Here is an 18,031-nt window from a genome sequence, read left to right on the forward strand (position 1 = left end):
GCCTGCCCTTGACCAGACCATTGCGGCGAAGGCCCGAGTGCGATCAACCCGTCTGATCTAGGCTGCAGCATCGCAGGAACTCGCTGCTGAGCGCATCGACCGCGCCGCATGTCTCGAAAAGAAGTGCACGCACCCAGCGATGTCCTGCGTCATTGTGTGTGCGTCCATGCCACACGGCAAGCTTGGTGAAGCCCGGAACGGCGACCGGTGGCTCGATCAGTGCTAGACCATCGGAGGCAGCCGCCAGCCGCCGTGGCACGACCGCGATGAGATCGGTGGCTCGCAGCACCTCCGCCAGAGCGAGGAAACTGTGGAATGACAGCGCCACATGCCTTTCCCGCCCTTCACGGGCCAGTGCTTCGTCCGTGACGCCGTGGAACGAGCCACCTGAGAAGGACACCAGCGCGTGATCGAGCGCGCAGAAACGCTCGATCGAAATCGTCGTGCCGCCGGCATCGGGATGGCCGGCCCGCAATGCGCAGACATAGGTTTCGTCGAACAGGCGCCGCGAATGGAGGTCGAGCGGGGCGGATTCCGGTGTCATCAGCGCCAGATCCAGTTCACCCCGTTCGAACTGCTGGGCGATCCTGTCATTGTCGATCGGTCGTGTCGCGACCCGGATTCCGGGTGCGTAACGGCACAGCTTCATCACGAACGGCACCACCACCGCCTGAAGGGCATAGTCGGTGGCTGCCAAAGTCAGCGTCAAGGATGCCGTCGCCGGATCAAAGGCTGCCGGCCGCAGCAGGGCTTCGACATTGGCGAGGATCTGCTTGAGCGGTTCGGCCAGCGCGAGGGCGCGCAATGTGGGCTGCACACCGCGCTGCGAGCGCACGAACAAGCTGTCGTCGAAACTCTCGCGCAGTCGCGTCAACATGCCGCTGACAGCGGGTTGGGTGACGCCGAGCCGCTCCGCCGCCTTGCTGACGTTGCGTTCGTCGAGCAGCGCATCGAGCGCGCGCAGCAGGTTGAGATCGATCGTTCTGATATCACGCACGATGATAGCCCTGATAGATGGAGCTTATTTGCCTTATCATTGCACGATGCCCATTTCGAGGAAAGCGGCAACCGATCCATATTATCGAGGGCGACATCATGATGAACGCAATCCACTGGCCCGAGGGCTTTCTCCCCGGCTTCAGCGACAATTTCGCCTCGAACGAGGTGATCGTGGCGGGGCTGAATGCCGCTGATATCTGGCCGCTGCTGGCCGAGGCACCCCGCTGGCCGGATTATTACGCCAACAGTGCCAACATTCGCTTTTATGATGGTGGCGGCCCTGAACTGGCCAGCGGAACGCGCTTCTATTTCGAGACCTTCGGTTTCCCGGTCGAGGCCGAGGTGGTGGAATATGTCGCGCCGTCAGACAACGCACCGGGCCGTGTCGCCTGGCACGGCTGGGCTGGCGAAGGCGATAGCCGCCTTGATGTCCACCATGCCTGGCTGGTCGAGAATCTCCCCGGTGGCCGCGTCCGCATCCTCACCCAGGAAACGCAGAACGGCGCGCCGGCGAAGGCGTTGGCAACAACGAAACCCAATCCCATGATCAATGGTCATCAGGACTGGCTCGACGGCCTCATTGTCGCCGCCCGCAGCACGAAAGGCTGAACTCCATGAAAATCCTCATCATTCTCACCTCGCATGACCGGATCGGCGCCAGCGACCGCAAGACTGGCCTCTGGTTCGAAGAACTGACCACGCCTTATTATGTGTTCCGCGATGCCGGTGCCGAGGTGGACATCGCCTCTGTCGCGGGCGGCCAGGTGCCGGTCGATCCCCATTCGATCGAGGAAGCCGGCAAGAACCCTGTCAGCGTCGATCGCTTCCTCGCCGATGCTGCTGCAATGGCAAAGATCAAATCCTCCCCGGCCATCGCGAATGTGCGCGCGGACGACTATGACGCCGTGTTCTTGCCTGGAGGCCACGGCACGATGTGGGACATGCCGGACAATGCCACGCTCGGCGCGCTATTGTCCGATGCCTGGGCGAAAGGCAAGGTCGTCGCTGCCGTCTGCCACGGCCCGGCCGGCCTCGTCAGCGCGAAGGATCAAGCCGGCAAGCCGCTCGTCTCCGGACGCACTGTGTCCGCCTTCTCCAACGAGGAAGAGGAGATGGCCGGCCTGACGCAGCAGGTGCCCTTCCTGCTCGAAACCCGGATCCGCAATCTCAGTGCGCATTATGAAAGCGGCCCGGCCTTCCAGCCCTTCGCGCGCCGTGATGGCAAGCTGGTTACCGGCCAGAACCCGCAATCGTCGGAGGAAGTCGCGCACCTCGTCCTCGCAGCCGTGCGCGGCTGATCCCCTTTTTTGCCCGCCAAGGAGCTTTCATGTCCGCATTGTTCGAGCCGTTCAAACTGAAGGGCGTCACCCTGCGCAATCGCATCGCCGTGCCGCCGATGTGCCAGTATAGCGCCATCGATGGTGTCACCAACCGCTGGCACTGGATCCATTATCCCTCGATCGCGCGTGGCGGCGCAGGGCTGGTGATCGTCGAGGCGACCGGCGTGTCGGCCGATGGCCGGATCACGCCGGGCTGTACCGGCCTGTGGCATGACGGCCAGATCGAGGGCATGGCCCGCATCGCCGCCGAGATCAAAGCGGAAGGCGCCGTAGCCGGCATCCAGATCGGCCATGCCGGCCGCAAGGCGAGCGCAAACCTGCCTTGGGAGGGCGACGATCATATCCCTGCCGGCGATCCGCGCGGCTGGGAGCCGATCTCGCCGTCCGCGATTCCGTTCGGCGGTGGCCTGCCCCGCGTGCCGCGCGAGATGACTCTTGCCGATATCGAGCGGGTGAAGGCCGATTTCGTCGCCGCTGCAAAGCGCGCACTGGCCGCCGGTTTCGAATGGCTCGAACTGCATTTCGCGCACGGCTATCTCGCGCAGAGCTTCTTCTCGGTCCATGCCAACCAGCGCACTGACCAATATGGCGGCGACTGGCGCGGGCGTGGCCGCTTCCTCATCGAAACGCTGGAGGAGGTCCGCAAGGTGTGGCCGGAGCATCTGCCGCTGACTGCGCGCTTCGGCGTCATCGAGTTTGACGGCCGCGACGAGGAGACGCTGGTGGAATCGATTGCGCTGGTGAATGAATTCAAGGCACGCGGGCTCGACATGCTCAATGTCAGCATCGGTTTCTCGACGATCGAGGGCAAGACGCCATGGGCAGAGGGCTTCATGGCGCCCTATGCCGGCCGCCTGCGGCGGGAAACCGGCCTGCCGGTCGCCACCGCCTGGTGCATCGACGGGCCCGAGGTCGCCAATGCGGCGGTCGAAAAGGGCGAACTCGATCTCGTCATGATCGCGCGTGCGCACCTGGCCGATCCGCATTATCCCTATGTTGCTGCGCAGGCACTCGGCGTTGAGAAGCCGGCTTGGGTGCTTCCCGCACCCTATGCCCACTGGCTGTCGCGCTATCGCGGCATTGGCAAGGCGGCTGCGCAATGATCTGACCGCCGGGGAGGTCGAGGTTCGCGATTATCGTAGCGGCCGTGGGCGGCGGTCATGCTGGCGAAATGGCAATCTCGGCCCCGGATGGACCGGCGTGAAATTTCGACCCTTTGCGGTCGCTCAGCCGTCGATTTCCGATGCCCAGATGCGGTCAGTCTGCTTTCCTTGGTCGCCCTGCAACGCGCAGCTCCACGATTACTTGCCGCCCAATCTTATGGTCCGTTCCGGCCATTGATACCGCAAGGCCTCGACTAGCAGCGAGAAGGCGAGCGATGGCTGCGTGACCGTCGGATAATAGAGATAGAAGCCGGGGAATGGCAGGCTCCACTCGTCGAGTACGATTTCCAGCCTGCCGGCTTGCAGATGTGCTTCCGCCAGATCCTGCGGGATGAAGGCGAGACCCAGTCCTGCAACGGCTGCGCCGAGGCAGGAATAGCTGTTATTGAAGATTAGCTGCCCGCCGACTTGCACCTTGATCTCCGTCTCGCCCTCCCGCTGCAATTCCCAGGCGTAGAGCCGTCCGGAGGTCTGGCGCAGCCCGATACAATTGTGCGACTGGAGATCGGACGGGCTTTCAGGCCGACCATAACGCTCGAAGTAGTCTGGCGAGCCGACGGCGACCATGCGGGCGTCCGGCCCGATGCGGACGGCGATCATGTCCTTCGCCAGAGTTTCGCCGTAGCGCACGCCCGCATCATAGCGCTCGCTGATAATGTCGATCAGACCATAGTCGGTGATCATCTCGACACTGACGTCAGGATAGTCCCTCATGAAAGCGGTCAGCTTGGGCAGCAGAAGTTCGTTGATGGCGTGGTCCGATGCGCTGATACGGATCTTGCCCGTAGGCCTGTCTCGCACTTCGTTGACCGCGGCCAGTTCCGCCTCGATCCCGTCCAGATAGGGACTGACCTTCTGGAGCAGCCTCTCGCCGATTTCTGTCGGCGCCACGCTGCGGGTTGTGCGGACGAGCAACTGGACCCCGAGCCGGTCCTCCAGTTTCTTGACGATCTGACTGATCGCGGACTGGGAAAGCCCGAGCTTACCGGCTGCTTTGGTGAAACCGCGCTCGCGCGCCACATGGACGAAGGCGGTGATGTCGCTCAGCGTGTCCCGCGCCATTAATTAAAATCCCTACTGATTATCAGAAGATTTAGACCTCTAATTATGGATCGACGCGCGGGCTAGATAGTGGAGGAGAAATTCATCCGAGAACTACGAGGTAGACCATGCCGGCATCCGGCAAAATCGCGACAGCGCCTGCCTGGGGCGCGGTGATAGCAATGGCGCTGTGCGCCACGATACTGATATCATCGGAATTCATGCCGGTCAGCCTGTTGAGCCCGATCGCGCGCGATTTGGCGATCACTGAGGGGCATGCTGGCCAGTCGATTGCCATCTCCGGCCTCTTCGCGCTCATCACTAGCCTGTTCATCTCGGCGATCATCGGCGTTTCTGACAGGCGTCGCGTCGTGCTAATCTTCACCGCATTGATGGTCGTGTCCGGCGTGATGGTCGCACTCGCGCCCAATGCCCCGCTGCTGATGGCAGGGCGCGCATTGCTCGGGGTCGCGATCGGCGGATTCTGGTCAATATCGGCAGCAGTCGTTATGCGCCTCGTGCCCGAGGAGTCCGTGCCTAAGGCATTGGCGATCCTCAATGGCGGGAATGCGGTCGCGACCACATTGGGCGCCCCCATCGGCAGCTTCCTCGGCGGCCTGATCGGCTGGCGCGGCGCCTTCTTCTGCGTGGTGCCGCTCGCCGTCATCGCGTTCGTTTGGCAGTGGCGCAGCCTTCCGGCCCTGCCACCCGAAAAAGCGACGATCCGCGCACGCGACGTGTTCGCTCTGCTGAAACATCGGCAGTTCGCCATCGGCATGATTGCCGTTTCTCTGTTCTTCTTCGGTCAGTTCACGCTGCTCACTTATCTGCGTCCGTTCCTTGACCTGGTGACGGGGAACGACGCGCCGCTGATCTCGGCCATACTTCTGGCGCTGGGCATTGCTGGCTTTGTTGGCACGATCATGATTGGCTGGCTGCTCAAGTCACACCACTACAGCCTGCTGATCACCATCCCGGCCATGCTGGCAGTCATTGCCATCACGCTGGTCGAAGTTGACGGCACGCCCCTGACCGCCGGCCTGCTCCTCACCCTTTGGGGCCTGCTCGCCACCGCCGCGCCGGTTGGATGGTGGACCTGGCTCAGCAAGACTATGCCACATGAGGCGGAAGCCGGTGGCGGCTTGATGGTCGCGATCATCCAGCTTGCGATCATGCTCGGCGCGATGGTCGGCGGCACATTGTTCGATGCTTGGGGCTATCGCGGCCCGTTCAGCGTCGCAGCCGCCCTACTCGTTATCGCGTCGCTGCTGGCGGTCGTCACGTCGCGCATCCGCACCATGCCGATCTTCGCCGAACAATTGGCCTGACAAGGAGAGCCCAGCCATGACCGACCGATCCTCCTCATTCGAGCGCCGCGGCGTGCTCAGGGCTGGCGCAGCCGGTCTCGTCACCCTTGGCGTGCTTTCGATCCCTTCCATTTCCCCAGCAAAGGCTCCAGATATGACACAAGATTGGGACAAGACATTCCCGCGCAGCAACGCCGTCGATCACCAGAAGGTCTCGTTCAAGAACCGCTACGGCATCACGCTTGCAGCCGATCTGTATCTCCCCAGGGAGCGCGGCACCGAGAAGCTCCCGGCGATCGTGGTCAGCGGTCCGTTCGGGGCGATCAAGGAGCAGTCTTCGGGCCTTTATGCTCAGACCATGGCCGAGCGCGGCTTCGCAACGCTCGCCTTCGATCCGTCCTATACCGGCGAGAGCGGCGGTGAGCCGCGCAACGTCGCATCGCCGGACATCAACACCGAGGATTTCAGCGCGGCCGTCGACTTCATCGGGCTGCGGCCGGAGATCGACCGCGAGCGCATCGGTGTCATCGGCATCTGCGGCTGGGGCGGCATGGCGCTCAGCACCACCGCCATCGACAAGCGGATCAAGGCGGTCGTCGCCAGCACCACGTACGACATGACCCGCGTCATGTCGAAGGGCTATAATGACAGCACGCCCCCGCAGCAGCGCACCGAGGCGTTGGAGCAGATGAGCCGCCAGCGCTGGACGGACGCCGAGAAGGGCACTCCGGCCTATGGCCCGGTCTCCCTGGAGCTGAAGGGCGGCGAACCCGAGTTCGTCGTGCAATATGCGGCCTATTACAAGACGAAGCGCGGCTTCCATCCCCGCGCGATCAACTCGAACGCCGCATGGTCGCTCACCACGCCGCTGCCGTTCTTCAATCTGCCGATCCTAACCTATATCGCGGAGATCGCTCCCCGACCGGTGCTGCTCATCCATGGCGAGAAGGCACATTCGCGCTATTTCAGCGAGACGGCCTATGCGGCAGCGGTTGAACCCAAGGAGTTGATGATCATTCCTGGCGCCACGCACACGGACCTCTACGATCAGGTTGACATCATCCCGTTCGACAAGCTCACGACATTCTTCAACGACCACCTCGCGGCCTGAAACAAGTGGGTGGGCGTCATGCCCACCTACTATGCTGTCAAAGGGATTCATTCTCATTGCCAGTGCCATTCTGTCTGGCAGATGCCAGACTTGCGAAAATGGCTGGCTTTGAGAAGGGCTCCCGTTCAAAGCGGCGGCAGGGATTAACGCGGGGTCGCTGCCGACCCTTTGTCGCCATTCAGGCACCAATTTCGCATCCCCAGGTCCGGACTGTCCGGTAACCGGCAGGTCGCGACCAAATCTCGCCTTTCCTACGCGGCAATATGAATGTCCGGTCACGTCGAAACCGGTCTGTCGCGACGTTGATAGGAGTCGAATAGATAGGGGGGCACAAGCGGTTTTGAGACGAGGGCATCAGGCTTCACGCTATTTTGACGAGAGCTGAGATCTATGCCGAGGGCAATGAGTGCAGAATGGGCGCTAGAGATTCGGTCACAGCCGGAGTTCGACAGGCATTAACTCATATCCGGCATGATGTCAGCTGGGAGGTCCCCGGCGATGCATACAGATCCTGTCCAATGGGCCCGCATTCGTAAACTCGTCTTGATCGACGGGCAGTCGATCAGAGGAGTTGCCCGATCGCAACGGCTTAGCCGAGCCGTGGTCCGCAAGATGCTCGCGCAGGAGCAGCCCGCCAAATATCGCCGTCCGAGCCGCCCGCCAGCAATCGCCCCGTATGTGCCCACTATCACCTCAATGCTTATCGAGGATGAAGCGAAGCCGCAGCGGGAGCGCCGCACGATGAAGGCGATTTACGAGTCGCTGCGAGATCAGCATGGCAGCCTTGGCAGTTATGATGCCGTCCGCAGGCAATGCCGGAAAGCCCAGTCTTCGTATGTGAAAATCGCGGTTCGACCGTTTGGCTTTGACGCATCAGGCGCATGCGTGGCTTTCGCTCAAGGGTCCCGAGCCTATCGGCTCAAGGCTGACGCAGCGGCTGCGGGCTCGACCATCGCTCTCAGTCTGGAGCGCGACCGCCGTGCCGAGCAGGGGCTTGAGGTGGCGCATTGGATCAATGAGCTTAGGGGAAACCACCTTGGAACCCCGTTACGTGTGTCAGCCGAGGTCGCTTCAAAGCTTCTGCCTTGCGTCCATGATCCCAGCAGCCGGCGGCGCAATCGGGCCATCACTGTCCTAGCCTATGCGCAGGGCTTCCCGATCCGGCGCATCTCTGCGTGCCTCGGGCTAAGCCGGAATAGTTGCAGACGCCATATTCGAGCGTTCCAAGCTGGCGGCGTCGAGCAATTGCTTGCCCCAATAAGCAGGGGAGTGCTGAAGGCTCAGCAAGAGGATCTGAAGGCCGCCGTTTTCCGCATTCTCCATGAGCCGCCAAAAGATCATGGCATCAATCGTACGTCTTGGACCATGCGCGATCTCCGGATGGTGTTAACCTCGGTGGGGCATCCGGCGTGCCTTCACGTTGTGCGGCAGATCGTCAAGGATGCCGGCTGGAAATGGCGCAAGGCGAGGATCGTGCTGACATCCCAAGACCCTGCCTACCGGGAGAAACTGGCGGCTGTGCAGACCATATTGGGTAAACTGGCGTCAGATGAGGCCTTCTTCTCGATCGACGAGTTCGGCCCCTTCGCAGTCAAAATGAAGTCCGGAGTCAAGCTCGATCCTCCTGGCCCACACCGTGTGGTCCCACAATGGCAGCGATCAAAGGGCTGCATGATCATGACGGCGGCGCTGGAGTTAAGCGGAAACCAAGTCACGCACTTCTACAGTGAGCGAAAGAATACAGCCGAGATGATACGCATGATGGAAGTGCTGATCGAGCAATATGCCGATCGACGCACTCTCTATCTGTCATGGGATGCCGCGTCTTGGCACATGTCGAAAAAGCTGCACCAACGGATCCAGGATCACAATGCGATCGCCGAGGTGGTTAGCGTCCGCGCTCGTGGTGTAATTTCCGGTGTAGATTGAGGTGATCGCATGGGGTTGGGCATGCCCAACCCCATGCGATTTCGAACTCGGTGGCCACCGGGCTCATCGGTAAGGTGGAGTTACCACACTTCACACGCCCACCGAGGAGTTGATCCCGATGACCGACGACAGACTACCGCTTGCCGAACTGATGGCGAAGACCGGAGATGGAGATTTCCTGCGTACGATCGCCGAGAGCGTATTGCAGATCATTATGGAGGCCGATGTCGACGGCCTGGTCGGCGCTGGCCGCCATGAACGATCGGGCGAACGCACGACCTGGCGCAATGGCTACCGCGACCGCAGTCTCGATACCCGGCTCGGCACGCTCAACCTCAAGATCCCCAAGCTGCGGACCGGCGCCTACTTCCCCGGCTTCCTGGAGCCGCGCAAGACTGTTGAGAAGGCGCTGGTCGCAGTAATCCAGGAGGCGTGGATTGCCGGGGTCAGCACCCGGCGCGTCGATGAGCTGGTGCAGGCGATGGGCATGACCGGGATATCCAAGTCCTCCGTGTCAAAGCTGTGCAAAGACATCGACGAGCGCGTCCATGCCTTCCTCAAGCGCCCGCTCGCCGGTGACTGGCCCTACCTCTGGCTAGATGCCACCTACCTCAAGGTGCGCGAGGGGGGACGGATCGTCAGTGTCGCCGCGATAATCGCCGTCGCCGTCAACACTGAGGGCAAGCGCGAGATCGTCGGCCTGCACATCGGCCCTTCCGAAGCCGAGCCCTTCTGGTCGAGCTTCCTCAAGGACCTCTCCCGCCGCGGCCTGACCGGCGTGAAGCTGGTCATCTCCGATGCCCACGAGGGCCTCAAGGCAGCGATCACCCGCGTGCTCAGCGCCACCTGGCAGCGCTGCCGCGTCCACTTCATGAGGAACGCGCTCGCCTACGTGCCCAAGGGCCAAAACACGGTTGTTGCTGCTGCGATCCGCCAAGTCTTCCTCCAGCCCGATCATGCGGCCGCAACTCAGGTCTGGCGTCAGGTCGCCGATCAATTGCGCGCCAGATGGCCCAAGCTCGGCGCCTGCATGGACGATGCCGAGCACGACGTGCTCGCCTACATGACCTTCCCCGAGCAGCACCGGGTCAAGCTTCACAGCACCAACCCGCTGGAACGCCTGAACAAGGAAGTGAAGCGCCGCGCCGATGTTGTCGGCATCTTCCCGAACGAGGACAGCATCATCCGCCTCGTCGGTGCCGTCCTGCTCGAGCAGAACGATGAATACCAGCTCCAGCACCGCTACATGCAGATCGAGGGCATGGCCGCCCTTGCCACACCCATAACCGAGGAGGTTCAGCCGCTACAGATTACACCCAAGGCCGCCTGAAAATGCAGCCCGATGGCCAGCACCGAAATTACACCACATTGACGGACGTGACCCCGAGGTGGCTAGACGCCCGCGCGTCGAAACGGCTCCACTGCCAGCGGGCGCTCAGTTCTTGAACGTCATTGAATCAATCTTCAGCGGGATGGCTCGGGCAATCATCCACAATAGCAATTATGAGTCGGTCGACGAAGCACGGGCAGCCATCAACAGCTATTTCGCCGAGCGCAACCAGCACTTTCGCGAGCATCCCAAGCGGGCTGGCAAGCGCATCTGGGGTGAGGAGCGTAGCGAGGCCACCTTCTCAGATAGCAATAATTGCAAGGATCCGCGTTGGAGATAATAATCCGCTCGAGTGGGCGCTTTTGAATTTTGGCATGCTCAACCTTCCGGGGGCGGACGAACAGCATTTCCCGAAAGTGCCTTCCGACACGTCAGGAGGGGGCGGCGTCAGTCGACCAGCTCAAGCCGTTCCCACCAGTCACTTTGAACGACCGCTCGGGCCGAAAGCGGCCCTAGGCAACCACAGCCTTCCGCATCGTGGTTGATCGCCTTCGGTATAAAGAGTGAAGTCCGCCACACTCGGACCTCCGATGTCCCTCGGCTGCAGGAGGTTTGGTCACTCACCCCGCGGCTGTCGCTGACCGGCCGCTACGAGCATCTCGCCGCTGGGCCGGCGTCGGCCAAGGCAGGCTATGCGAGTTCGGACTTCGTCGCCGGCTAGCTCAGCTTCAGCTTCTGACGCAGCCCGGTGATCCGCCACCAGCCTAGCCCGCCATAGAGGAGCGCAAGGCCGAGGAGCGTGAGCACCCCCGGCGCCACGTCGGCGAGGCTGGCGTGCATCTGGTTGAGCGGCACGAATACTTGCACGCCGCTGGTCGAGGGGATCAGCTTAGCCACCGCGCGGACGAAGCCCGGCATCTGGTCGAGCGGCCAGGCAGTGCCCGAGAGGAAGAAGAAGGGCGCGGAGGTGGGCGCGAGGATCATCATCGCCCGCTCAGACCGGTCGAAATAGCTGCCCAGCCACAGCCCCAGCCCGGCGACCGAGGCCGCCAACAACGGCGCGGCGAGCAGCATGCCCGCGACATTCTCGTCGTGCGGGATGCCCTGCACCCAGAAGATGAAGCCGAACAGGAACAGGCAGGTCAGCAGCCCAACCGATGTGAACGCTGCCCACGTGCCGAGATATTCGCCATGCCCCATCCGCCAGCGCCCATCGCGCCGCCGCCCGCCGACGAAGGTAGCGACGCCGAACAGCAGGGTCTGCTGGATGATGACGATGGTCACGGCGGGGAAGACATAGCCCTTGTAGCCCGCGGTCGGGTTGAACATCGGCTCGCGGACGATGGTGACCGGCGGCCCGGTGCGCACGGCCTGGCCCAGCACGTCCAGCTTCTCGACGGCGAGATCGCGCAGCACCTCGGTCACCGCCTCGCCGATCGTGCTGGCGCGCAGGAGGTACGAGGCATTGACCCATACCGCGATCCCGGCCCCCGGCGCGCCGGTACGCAGCTGGCGTTGCAGTCCGCGGGCGATCAGCACCACGCCGTCCACCTTGCCCGCGCGGAGCTGCGCCTGAGCCTCGGCTACGCTCGGTGCATGTTCGGCCACGATCACGGCGCGCGTGGCTTCGAGGTTGCGGACCAGCTCGCGGCTGAGCGCGCTGCCGTCCTCATCGACCAGCACCACCGGCAGTTGCTGAGCGACTTCCTGGCTGTAGGGCGCCGGATAGTAGAAGGCATAGAGCACCACCGCGAGCAGCATCGTGCTGAGCAGGGTGCGGGAGGTCAGCACCGTCGCCCAGGTGGCGCGGAAGGCGGCGGCGAAACTCATCGCGCCTGCCGCCGGATCAGCAGCCAGGCGAGCGCGCCCGGCACCAGCACATAGGCGAGCAGTGCCAGAATCGGCGGGAAGATGGTGGCGACATCCTGTCCGCCCAGCTGCCCGGTTTGGAGCGCGAGGTAATGGGTGAGGGGCAGCACCTCACTCCAGAAGCGCGCGAAGCCGCTGCCGCCGTTGAGCGGCAGGGTGGCGCCCGCATAGGCTAACGCCGAACCCGCATAGACCGCGCAGACCGACAGCGCCGTGGCGGTTTCGCGCGTGGCTGCGACGAGCAGCGCGGAAATCGCGGCGGTGCCGAGATAGAAGAGCGTCTGCCCCGCGACGATCGCCGCTACGCTGCCCTCCACCCGCCAGCCGCGCCCCAGCGTCACGAACAGCAGCCAGGCGATGCCCCACAGGCTTGCGGCTCCGACATACGGCAGCAGCTTGCCGAACAGTGCGGGCACGATCGTGCCGCTGCGCGCCGCCCAGCCGCCGAGCGACCGCCCCTCCAGTTCCCGGCCCAGCGCCATCGCGGAGGTGACCGCCGCGACCAGATGCAGCACCGCCGGATAGATCAGCGTGCCGAGGAACCACTCGAAGCTCGACGCGGCGTTGTTGAGCGGCACCGCCTCGACGGCGAAGCGCCGCGTCGGATCCGGGGGCAGGGCGTGGCCGGAAAGCTGGTCCACCACCAGCGACGCGGCGGCGGCCTGCACCGCGCTCTCCGCACCGCTCGCCGCCTGCGAGCCGGAAGATAGGAAGCTGGCATTGTATAGGATGCGGATTACCGGCGTGCGGTGGCGGGCAAGCCCCGCGCCGAGATCCTTGGGCAGGTGGACGAAGCCATTGGCATGGCCGCGCCGCACTTCCTCCACTGCCTCCGCCTCGGTGGCGCGCATCGCGACGATATGGACCAGCGGCGCCGCGTCGATCGCGCGCAGGATATCGCGGCTCGCCGAGCTGCGATCGTCGTCAATCACCACGATCGGCAGCCGCCGCATCGATCCCTGCCAGAACATCGCACCGATCAGAAACAGCAGAAGCGCGGGGATCAGCGTCAGCCCGGCCAGGTCCCAGCGGTCCCGCGCCAGATGGCGCAGCTCCGCCCCCAAGGCGTGGCCGAAGGCGCTCATTGCGGCCAGTCGAACAGCACGCTCATGCCGGGGCGCAGGCCGGGGATCGCCGTAACCGGGCGCAGCTTCACCTCGAAGGCGCGGACGTCATAGCCCGAAGCCTGCCGCGTTGCGCGCCACGTCGCGAAGTCGCCGCGCGGGGCGATATGATAGACCGCGAAATCGCCGTCGCGGCCGAGCGCGGGGATGTGGCCGTGCAGCCGCTTGCCCATCGCGATCCACTTGAAGCGATCCTCGCGCACGGTGAGCGCTACCCAGCTATGGTCGATGTCGAGCACCTGATAGGCGGGGATCACCGGGCTGACGACTTCGCCGGGCTGCACAAGCTTGCGCGAAACCTCGCCGTTGATCGGCGAGACCAGCTGGGTCTCGCTGCCGAGCGCGGTGGCGGTCTGCAGCGCCGCCTCGGCGATGCGGACCTGGGCGTTGGCCGCCTGCTTGTTCTGCGGGCGTGCGCCGGCGAGCGCTTTGAGATACTGTTGCCGCGCGGCCTCGGCCTGCTTGGCGCTGGCGTCGCGCGCTGCCGCCGCCTCGTCGCGCCGCTGCGCCGCGACCACGCCCTGCGCATAAAGGTTCGCGGTGCGCCGGCTGGTCACCGCGGCGAGGTCGGCTGCCGCCTGCGCCGCCTGCCAAGTGGAGCGCAACGAGGCGATGTCCTCCTGCCGCACGCCCTCATTGGTTTCCGAGGCGATCGCGCGGGCGGCGTCCACCGCGCCCTGCGCTTGCGCCTTGCCGCCGGCGATCTCCGGGCTCGACAGCGTCGCGAGCAGCGTGCCGGCGCGGACGCGCTGGCCTTCCTCGGCCACCAGAGTCTCGACGCGGGCGAGCGCCTTGGTGGCGACATTGACCTCGTCGGCATCGACCATGCCCTGCAGCTGCTCGGGTGCGGGCCGGTTGGCGAGCCACAGCCCGCCGACGATCAGCACCAGCACCGCGATGCCGAGCACGATCGCGAGGATGGGCGGCTTGCGGCGCGGCGGAGCCGCGGTCTCGTCGGTCATTGCTGGTCCTCCACGTGCCGGTCGGCACGCGCCATGAAGTCGCTATAGTCGTCGACGCGGTGGCTGGCGGCGAGCAGCGCCATCAACCCCAGGTCATATTCATAGGCGGCGGCGAGCCGCTGGGTGCGGACTGTCGACAGCGCCGCCTCGGCATCGATCAGCGCCGATGAGGCGACCTCGCCTTCGCGGAAGGAAAGCTGCTGCACGCGCAGATTTTCCTGCGCGGCGGCGAGGTTGGCATCGAGCAGCAGGAAGGAGCGGCGCGCCGCTTCGGCGATGTTCCAGGCGCGAACGATCTCACCGGCGACGTCGCGGCGCGCTTGCGCGGCGGCATCGGCGGCGGCGGCCTGGTTCTCGCGGGCGGCCGAGAGCGCCTTCTGGCGATCGAAGTTGGAGAGCAGGGTCATGCGCAGCGAGACGCCGGCGATCCAGTCGGGCTCGGTCGGCAGCGCGTTGTTGCGATTGGCGTTGTAGCTGCCGAAGGCGAAGGCCTGGGGGCGATAACGCGATTTGGCGAGATCCACCCCGGCCTGCGCTGCGCTCTTGGCGGCATCCGCACCCTGCGCGCGCGGCGACTGGTCGATGCCGTCGAGGAAGCGCTGGAGCGGCGGCAGCGGCTCCGAATGGACGAACAGCGGAGTGGAGGCGGTGACGCCCAGCGGCTGATCGAGCAGCCGCGCCAGCGTATCGGTGGCGATCGCCTCCTCGCTGCGGGCATGCTCGAAGGCGCGCTGGGCGGTGTTGCGCGCGACCTCCACCTCCAGCACCCGGGCATGGGCGAGCACGCCTTCCGCTTCCAGCTTGCGCGCGTCCGAGAGGTGCCGGTCGAAGGCTTCGAGCTGTTCGCGGGTTGATACGGTCAGCTGACTCGCGACCTTCTGGCCGAAATAGGCGCGCACCAGATTGACGCGGGAGAGATCCTGCCCGCCCGCCTGCTTGGCCCGGGCGATGCCTACCGCTGCGTCCGCGCCCTTCTGGACGGCGGGAATCGCGCCGCCGGTATAGAGCGGCATCGCCGCGGTGATCGCCGGACGGAACACGGTGTCGCGCGTCTGGAACTCCAGCGTGTTGGGAATCGCGCCAAACAGCCGGGGCAGGGCCGCGCCGATCCGCTGGGTCACCTGCGCCACAATCTGCGCGCTCGCGCCGGAGAATTGCCCGCCAAGCTGGTCTAGAAAGCCGTTGGTGGCGCTCAGCGCATCGGCCTTGGGCTCGGACAGGTCGACCGAGAGCGTCTTCTGATATTCGATCACGCTCGCCGAGGCGGTGACCACCGGGCGGCGCAGCGTTCGGGTGGCGGCGGCGATTTCCTCGCTGGCGCGGACGGCATGGTCGTCGCCGGTGAGCCCCGGTGAGGCTTTGTCGAGCCTGGCGAGCGCTGCCTGAAAACTGAGCGGGGGCGGCGGCGCCTCCTGCGCTACTGCGGTGCCGGTAGAGGCGAGCAGTAGGGCGAGCGCGGCAGGCCCGCTGCAGCGACGGTGCGCGACGTGTAGATCCTGCCGCTTCGTGCTGCGCACCCTGCTCCGCCCCTGTTTTGCCTGCCACGCCGCCGAGGGTCGCTCCCGCGACGGCGTGATCTTCGATTACGCATATTTGCAATGAAACACGCACGCAATTGAATTCCTCGGATGCCCCGCCCCCGTGCGGTCGCGAAACAGCAACGGCGCCATTTCGTACAGGTTTGGCCCCTAGGTCAGGAACTCATGGCCGATGCCGGTCGAGACATAAAAGCGCTGGAAAATGCCCGCCGCCTTGATCGCCTCGGCATTGGCGCGGGGAGTCATCATCTATGATCCTTGGTATAACGGCCAAGCTTCTGACATAACCAGAGGCCGGTCGGGCGAACGTTGAATGTCGGCTTCTGACGAGAGGCGCCGTTCGACATGCCGCAGGCGAACGGCAGCAAAGTCCCTGCCCAAGGTGTTCGACGCTTAGGCAACTCGCGACCCTTTGCGGCCTTTCAGCCGCCACTTCGCGCCTCTCACAAACGGACCGTCCGTTATCATTAGGATTTTCTCGATGTTGGCCGTCGACGGGGAGATCGTGGGTTGGGTTTTCCGCGCTAGCTCAACTGAGCAGTGTCCGAGGATATGCTGGATCGTGGACTGCTCAGCGGCTCTCAATCACGATCTGTTTTTCGTTCGAACGAGCGCTGAGGTCCATGCTTAGGGCGATGGCCTGAGCAAAGCCCTGCGGATCGGTTGCCGAGAAAAGGCCCGTCACATGCCTTTTGCCGATGCCCTCGCCGGCGAGGATGATGGCGGTGCGATTATAGCGGTTGAACTCAGCGACAGCGTTCGCGAGCGTCTCGCTTTCGAAGCTCAGGCGTCCCTCCCGCCATAGAAGGTCGCGCTGGACATTGTCCGGGGTGATGGCAACGGGAGCAATGCGATCAGCGTCGTCTCCGATCCTCGCTTCCATATTCGCGGCCATCCTGACGGCTTGATTGGCGCGTGCAGGCTTCCCGACTTCGACGATCCCTTCTTGGACACGCACATCCACGGCACGGCCGGGCAGTGTTCGGACGGTAAATGCAGTGCCGACCGCACGGACTTGCGCGCCCATGGCAGTGACGATGAAAGGTCGCGCCTTGTCCTTGGCGACTTCGAAATAGCCTTCTCCGCGTATCAGGCGCACCAGGCGCTTTTCCCGGGTAAATAGGACTTCCATCTCGCTCTGCGTATTGAGCGTTGCGATCGATCCGTCATCGAGCGGGATCAATCGGACTTCGCCTGTTTCGGTGCGATAGACCTGCGATCTAGGCCAGAACAGGAATGCGCCGAACGATGCTGCGAGGAGGCCGCCTGATCCGGCAAGAACATTGCGGCGGGACAAGTGCAGGCGCGGCGCTTGCGGCGTGAAATCCGGGCCCAGGGCTTGGGCTGCGTCCATGCGCAGCAAGGCAGCGCGGGCGCGCATGAAGGCGCCCGGACAGCGTGTGTCGCTCGCCAGCCAGGCGTCAAGCTCCGCCTGTTCATGGGGCTCCAGAGGTGCGCGATCAATGCGCGAAGCCCATCGCGCTGCTGCGTCGCCAATATGTGCGCTACTGTCTCTTTTCATGGCGCCGGCTGTCTCGTTTACGTGCCCTTGATGCACGAGCGCTCCATTTTCCGCTATGCGCGAAGAAATCCAATAATTTGCCAATACCGTTGGCGACATGCTTTTCAACCGTGCTTTCCGACAGGCCAAGACGGTTGGCTACATCGCGCTGGGACAAGCCCTGCACTTTGCGCAGCATGAAGACCTCGCGGCAGCGATGGGGCAGTGCTTCAATGGCAGCTGCCACCTGCTCGAGTTCCATGCGTTCGTCGACCAACTGGTCGGGGAGGGGCTCGGACGCCTCCAGTTCGAGCGCGCCAATCTCGTGGATCGAGCCGATCGGCACGATCCGGGATCGCCGCAAATCCTGGAGGATGATCGAGTGGGCAGTCTGGAACAGATAGGCACGCGGATTGGTGATCTGGCTCACCGTCTCGAGCATGACGAGCCGGGAATAGGCTTCCTGGATCACATCATCGATGTCGAAGCCGATATGGACACGCCGGCTTAGCCAGGCGCGCAGGCTACCCTCATGCGGCAGGATCTGCCGTGACAGCCAGAAGGCGCGATCGTCGGAAAAATCGGTCATGTTCGGCAAGCCCCATGACGAGCGAACCGCGCAGACACGCCATGCATGCATCCAAAAAATGCCATGTCCGATCGCAATGTCAAAAAAGTGCAATCCGACACTGGGGGAAAAATCGCGCTCGTGCATCTAGGGCGCAAAACCCCGGGGGAACGGGAACAGGGAGGATGCGAAAACCGGTCTGAAAGGCCCGATCCATTCGCCGCGTCCGGGGAGCGGCTGGGGGCCAGA

General features: G+C 64.0%; 16 protein-coding genes. 8 read left to right on the forward strand and 8 right to left on the reverse strand.

Annotation, left to right across the window (positions count from 1 at the left end; all coding sequences use genetic code 11):
• Positions 1 to 43: 43 nt before the first annotated feature.
• A complete protein-coding gene (locus VHN57_RS26435; RefSeq protein WP_017502358.1) occupies positions 44 to 997 on the reverse strand; it encodes a LysR family transcriptional regulator in 954 nt (317 codons plus the stop codon).
• Between the two features lie 98 nt (positions 998 to 1,095).
• On the opposite strand from VHN57_RS26435, the gene VHN57_RS26440 reads away from it, so the two are divergent.
• Genes VHN57_RS26440 through VHN57_RS26450 form a run of 3 tightly spaced genes read left to right on the forward strand, consistent with a single transcriptional unit; the run spans position 1,096 to position 3,442 of the window.
• Positions 1,096 to 1,608, forward strand: a complete 513-nt coding sequence (locus VHN57_RS26440; RefSeq protein ID WP_202968882.1) for an SRPBCC family protein — start codon at positions 1,096 to 1,098, stop codon at positions 1,606 to 1,608.
• A gap of 5 nt (positions 1,609 to 1,613) precedes the next feature.
• Positions 1,614 to 2,297 (forward strand): type 1 glutamine amidotransferase domain-containing protein, encoded by a 684-nt coding sequence (locus tag VHN57_RS26445; protein WP_069335655.1) that lies wholly within the window; start codon positions 1,614 to 1,616, stop codon positions 2,295 to 2,297.
• A 29-nt stretch (positions 2,298 to 2,326) separates the two neighbouring features.
• Positions 2,327 to 3,442: an NADH:flavin oxidoreductase/NADH oxidase gene (locus VHN57_RS26450; protein ID WP_069335654.1), complete on the forward strand. Its 1,116-nt coding sequence runs from the start codon at positions 2,327 to 2,329 to the stop codon at positions 3,440 to 3,442.
• A gap of 198 nt (positions 3,443 to 3,640) precedes the next feature.
• Here the strand turns inward: VHN57_RS26450 and VHN57_RS26455 are convergent, their stop codons facing one another.
• Positions 3,641 to 4,564 (reverse strand): LysR family transcriptional regulator, encoded by a 924-nt coding sequence (locus VHN57_RS26455; RefSeq protein ID WP_017502354.1) that lies wholly within the window; start codon positions 4,562 to 4,564, stop codon positions 3,641 to 3,643.
• A 107-nt stretch (positions 4,565 to 4,671) separates the two neighbouring features.
• On the opposite strand from VHN57_RS26455, the gene VHN57_RS26460 reads away from it, so the two are divergent.
• The 5 genes from VHN57_RS26460 (at position 4,672) to VHN57_RS26480 (ending at position 10,560) form a co-directional block, all read left to right on the forward strand.
• Positions 4,672 to 5,871, forward strand: coding sequence for an MFS transporter (locus VHN57_RS26460; RefSeq protein WP_423286468.1), 1,200 nt, complete (start codon positions 4,672 to 4,674; stop codon positions 5,869 to 5,871).
• Between the two features lie 16 nt (positions 5,872 to 5,887).
• Positions 5,888 to 6,961 (forward strand): alpha/beta hydrolase, encoded by a 1,074-nt coding sequence (locus VHN57_RS26465; RefSeq protein ID WP_069335652.1) that lies wholly within the window; start codon positions 5,888 to 5,890, stop codon positions 6,959 to 6,961.
• Positions 6,962 to 7,561: 600 nt separating this feature from the next.
• A complete protein-coding gene (locus VHN57_RS26470; protein ID WP_423286470.1) occupies positions 7,562 to 8,890 on the forward strand; it encodes an IS630 family transposase in 1,329 nt (442 codons plus the stop codon).
• A 118-nt stretch (positions 8,891 to 9,008) separates the two neighbouring features.
• Complete coding sequence (locus VHN57_RS26475) at positions 9,009 to 10,220, forward strand: IS256 family transposase (protein WP_099231114.1); 1,212 nt, start codon at positions 9,009 to 9,011, stop codon at positions 10,218 to 10,220.
• A 112-nt stretch (positions 10,221 to 10,332) separates the two neighbouring features.
• Positions 10,333 to 10,560, forward strand: a complete 228-nt coding sequence (locus tag VHN57_RS26480) for a hypothetical protein (RefSeq protein WP_423286472.1) — start codon at positions 10,333 to 10,335, stop codon at positions 10,558 to 10,560.
• 377 nt (positions 10,561 to 10,937) lie between these two features.
• Here VHN57_RS26480 and VHN57_RS26485 read toward each other — a convergent pair whose 3' ends face one another.
• The 6 genes from VHN57_RS26485 to VHN57_RS26510 form a co-directional block, all read right to left on the reverse strand.
• Complete coding sequence (locus VHN57_RS26485; protein ID WP_017502349.1) at positions 10,938 to 12,050, reverse strand: ABC transporter permease; 1,113 nt, start codon at positions 12,048 to 12,050, stop codon at positions 10,938 to 10,940.
• The gene (locus VHN57_RS26490) at positions 12,047 to 13,174 is read right to left on the reverse strand and encodes an ABC transporter permease (RefSeq protein ID WP_017502348.1); all 1,128 of its coding nucleotides are present in this window, start codon (positions 13,172 to 13,174) and stop codon (positions 12,047 to 12,049) included. Before VHN57_RS26490 ends, VHN57_RS26485 begins: the two co-directional genes overlap by 4 nt.
• The gene (locus tag VHN57_RS26495) at positions 13,171 to 14,175 is read right to left on the reverse strand and encodes an HlyD family secretion protein (RefSeq protein WP_017502347.1); all 1,005 of its coding nucleotides are present in this window, start codon (positions 14,173 to 14,175) and stop codon (positions 13,171 to 13,173) included. The genes VHN57_RS26490 and VHN57_RS26495 overlap by 4 nt, the downstream gene beginning before the upstream one ends.
• Positions 14,172 to 15,692 carry a TolC family protein gene (locus VHN57_RS26500; RefSeq protein ID WP_069335651.1) on the reverse strand — a complete coding sequence of 507 codons (1,521 nt, stop codon included), beginning with the start codon at positions 15,690 to 15,692 and terminating at the stop codon, positions 14,172 to 14,174. The genes VHN57_RS26495 and VHN57_RS26500 overlap by 4 nt, the downstream gene beginning before the upstream one ends.
• Before the next feature lie 592 nt (positions 15,693 to 16,284).
• Positions 16,285 to 17,235, reverse strand: coding sequence for a FecR family protein (locus VHN57_RS26505; protein WP_069335650.1), 951 nt, complete (start codon positions 17,233 to 17,235; stop codon positions 16,285 to 16,287).
• Positions 17,219 to 17,803, reverse strand: a complete 585-nt coding sequence (locus VHN57_RS26510; RefSeq protein WP_026109424.1) for an RNA polymerase sigma factor — start codon at positions 17,801 to 17,803, stop codon at positions 17,219 to 17,221. The genes VHN57_RS26505 and VHN57_RS26510 overlap by 17 nt, the downstream gene beginning before the upstream one ends.
• Between the last annotated feature and the right edge of the window lie 228 nt (positions 17,804 to 18,031).

Source organism: Sphingobium salicis subsp. salicis, from assembly GCF_049472635.1.
GTDB lineage: Bacteria > Pseudomonadota > Alphaproteobacteria > Sphingomonadales > Sphingomonadaceae > Sphingobium > Sphingobium yanoikuyae_A.

What these genes read in the sequence shown, in the direction of transcription:
- VHN57_RS26440 (WP_202968882.1), top strand. Translation starts at nt 1,096, where the DNA reads ATGATGAACGCAATCCACTGGCCCGAGGGCTTTCTCCCCGGCTTCAGC.
- VHN57_RS26445 (WP_069335655.1), top strand. Translation starts at nt 1,614, where the DNA reads ATGAAAATCCTCATCATTCTCACCTCGCATGACCGGATCGGCGCCAGC.
- VHN57_RS26450 (WP_069335654.1), top strand. Translation starts at nt 2,327, where the DNA reads ATGTCCGCATTGTTCGAGCCGTTCAAACTGAAGGGCGTCACCCTGCGC.
- VHN57_RS26455 (WP_017502354.1), bottom strand. Translation starts at nt 4,564, where the DNA reads ATGGCGCGGGACACGCTGAGCGACATCACCGCCTTCGTCCATGTGGCG.
- VHN57_RS26460 (WP_423286468.1), top strand. Translation starts at nt 4,672, where the DNA reads ATGCCGGCATCCGGCAAAATCGCGACAGCGCCTGCCTGGGGCGCGGTG.
- VHN57_RS26465 (WP_069335652.1), top strand. Translation starts at nt 5,888, where the DNA reads ATGACCGACCGATCCTCCTCATTCGAGCGCCGCGGCGTGCTCAGGGCT.
- VHN57_RS26475 (WP_099231114.1), top strand. Translation starts at nt 9,009, where the DNA reads ATGACCGACGACAGACTACCGCTTGCCGAACTGATGGCGAAGACCGGA.
- VHN57_RS26485 (WP_017502349.1), bottom strand. Translation starts at nt 12,050, where the DNA reads ATGAGTTTCGCCGCCGCCTTCCGCGCCACCTGGGCGACGGTGCTGACC.
- VHN57_RS26490 (WP_017502348.1), bottom strand. Translation starts at nt 13,174, where the DNA reads ATGAGCGCCTTCGGCCACGCCTTGGGGGCGGAGCTGCGCCATCTGGCG.
- VHN57_RS26495 (WP_017502347.1), bottom strand. Translation starts at nt 14,175, where the DNA reads ATGACCGACGAGACCGCGGCTCCGCCGCGCCGCAAGCCGCCCATCCTC.
- VHN57_RS26505 (WP_069335650.1), bottom strand. Translation starts at nt 17,235, where the DNA reads ATGAAAAGAGACAGTAGCGCACATATTGGCGACGCAGCAGCGCGATGG.
- VHN57_RS26510 (WP_026109424.1), bottom strand. Translation starts at nt 17,803, where the DNA reads ATGACCGATTTTTCCGACGATCGCGCCTTCTGGCTGTCACGGCAGATC.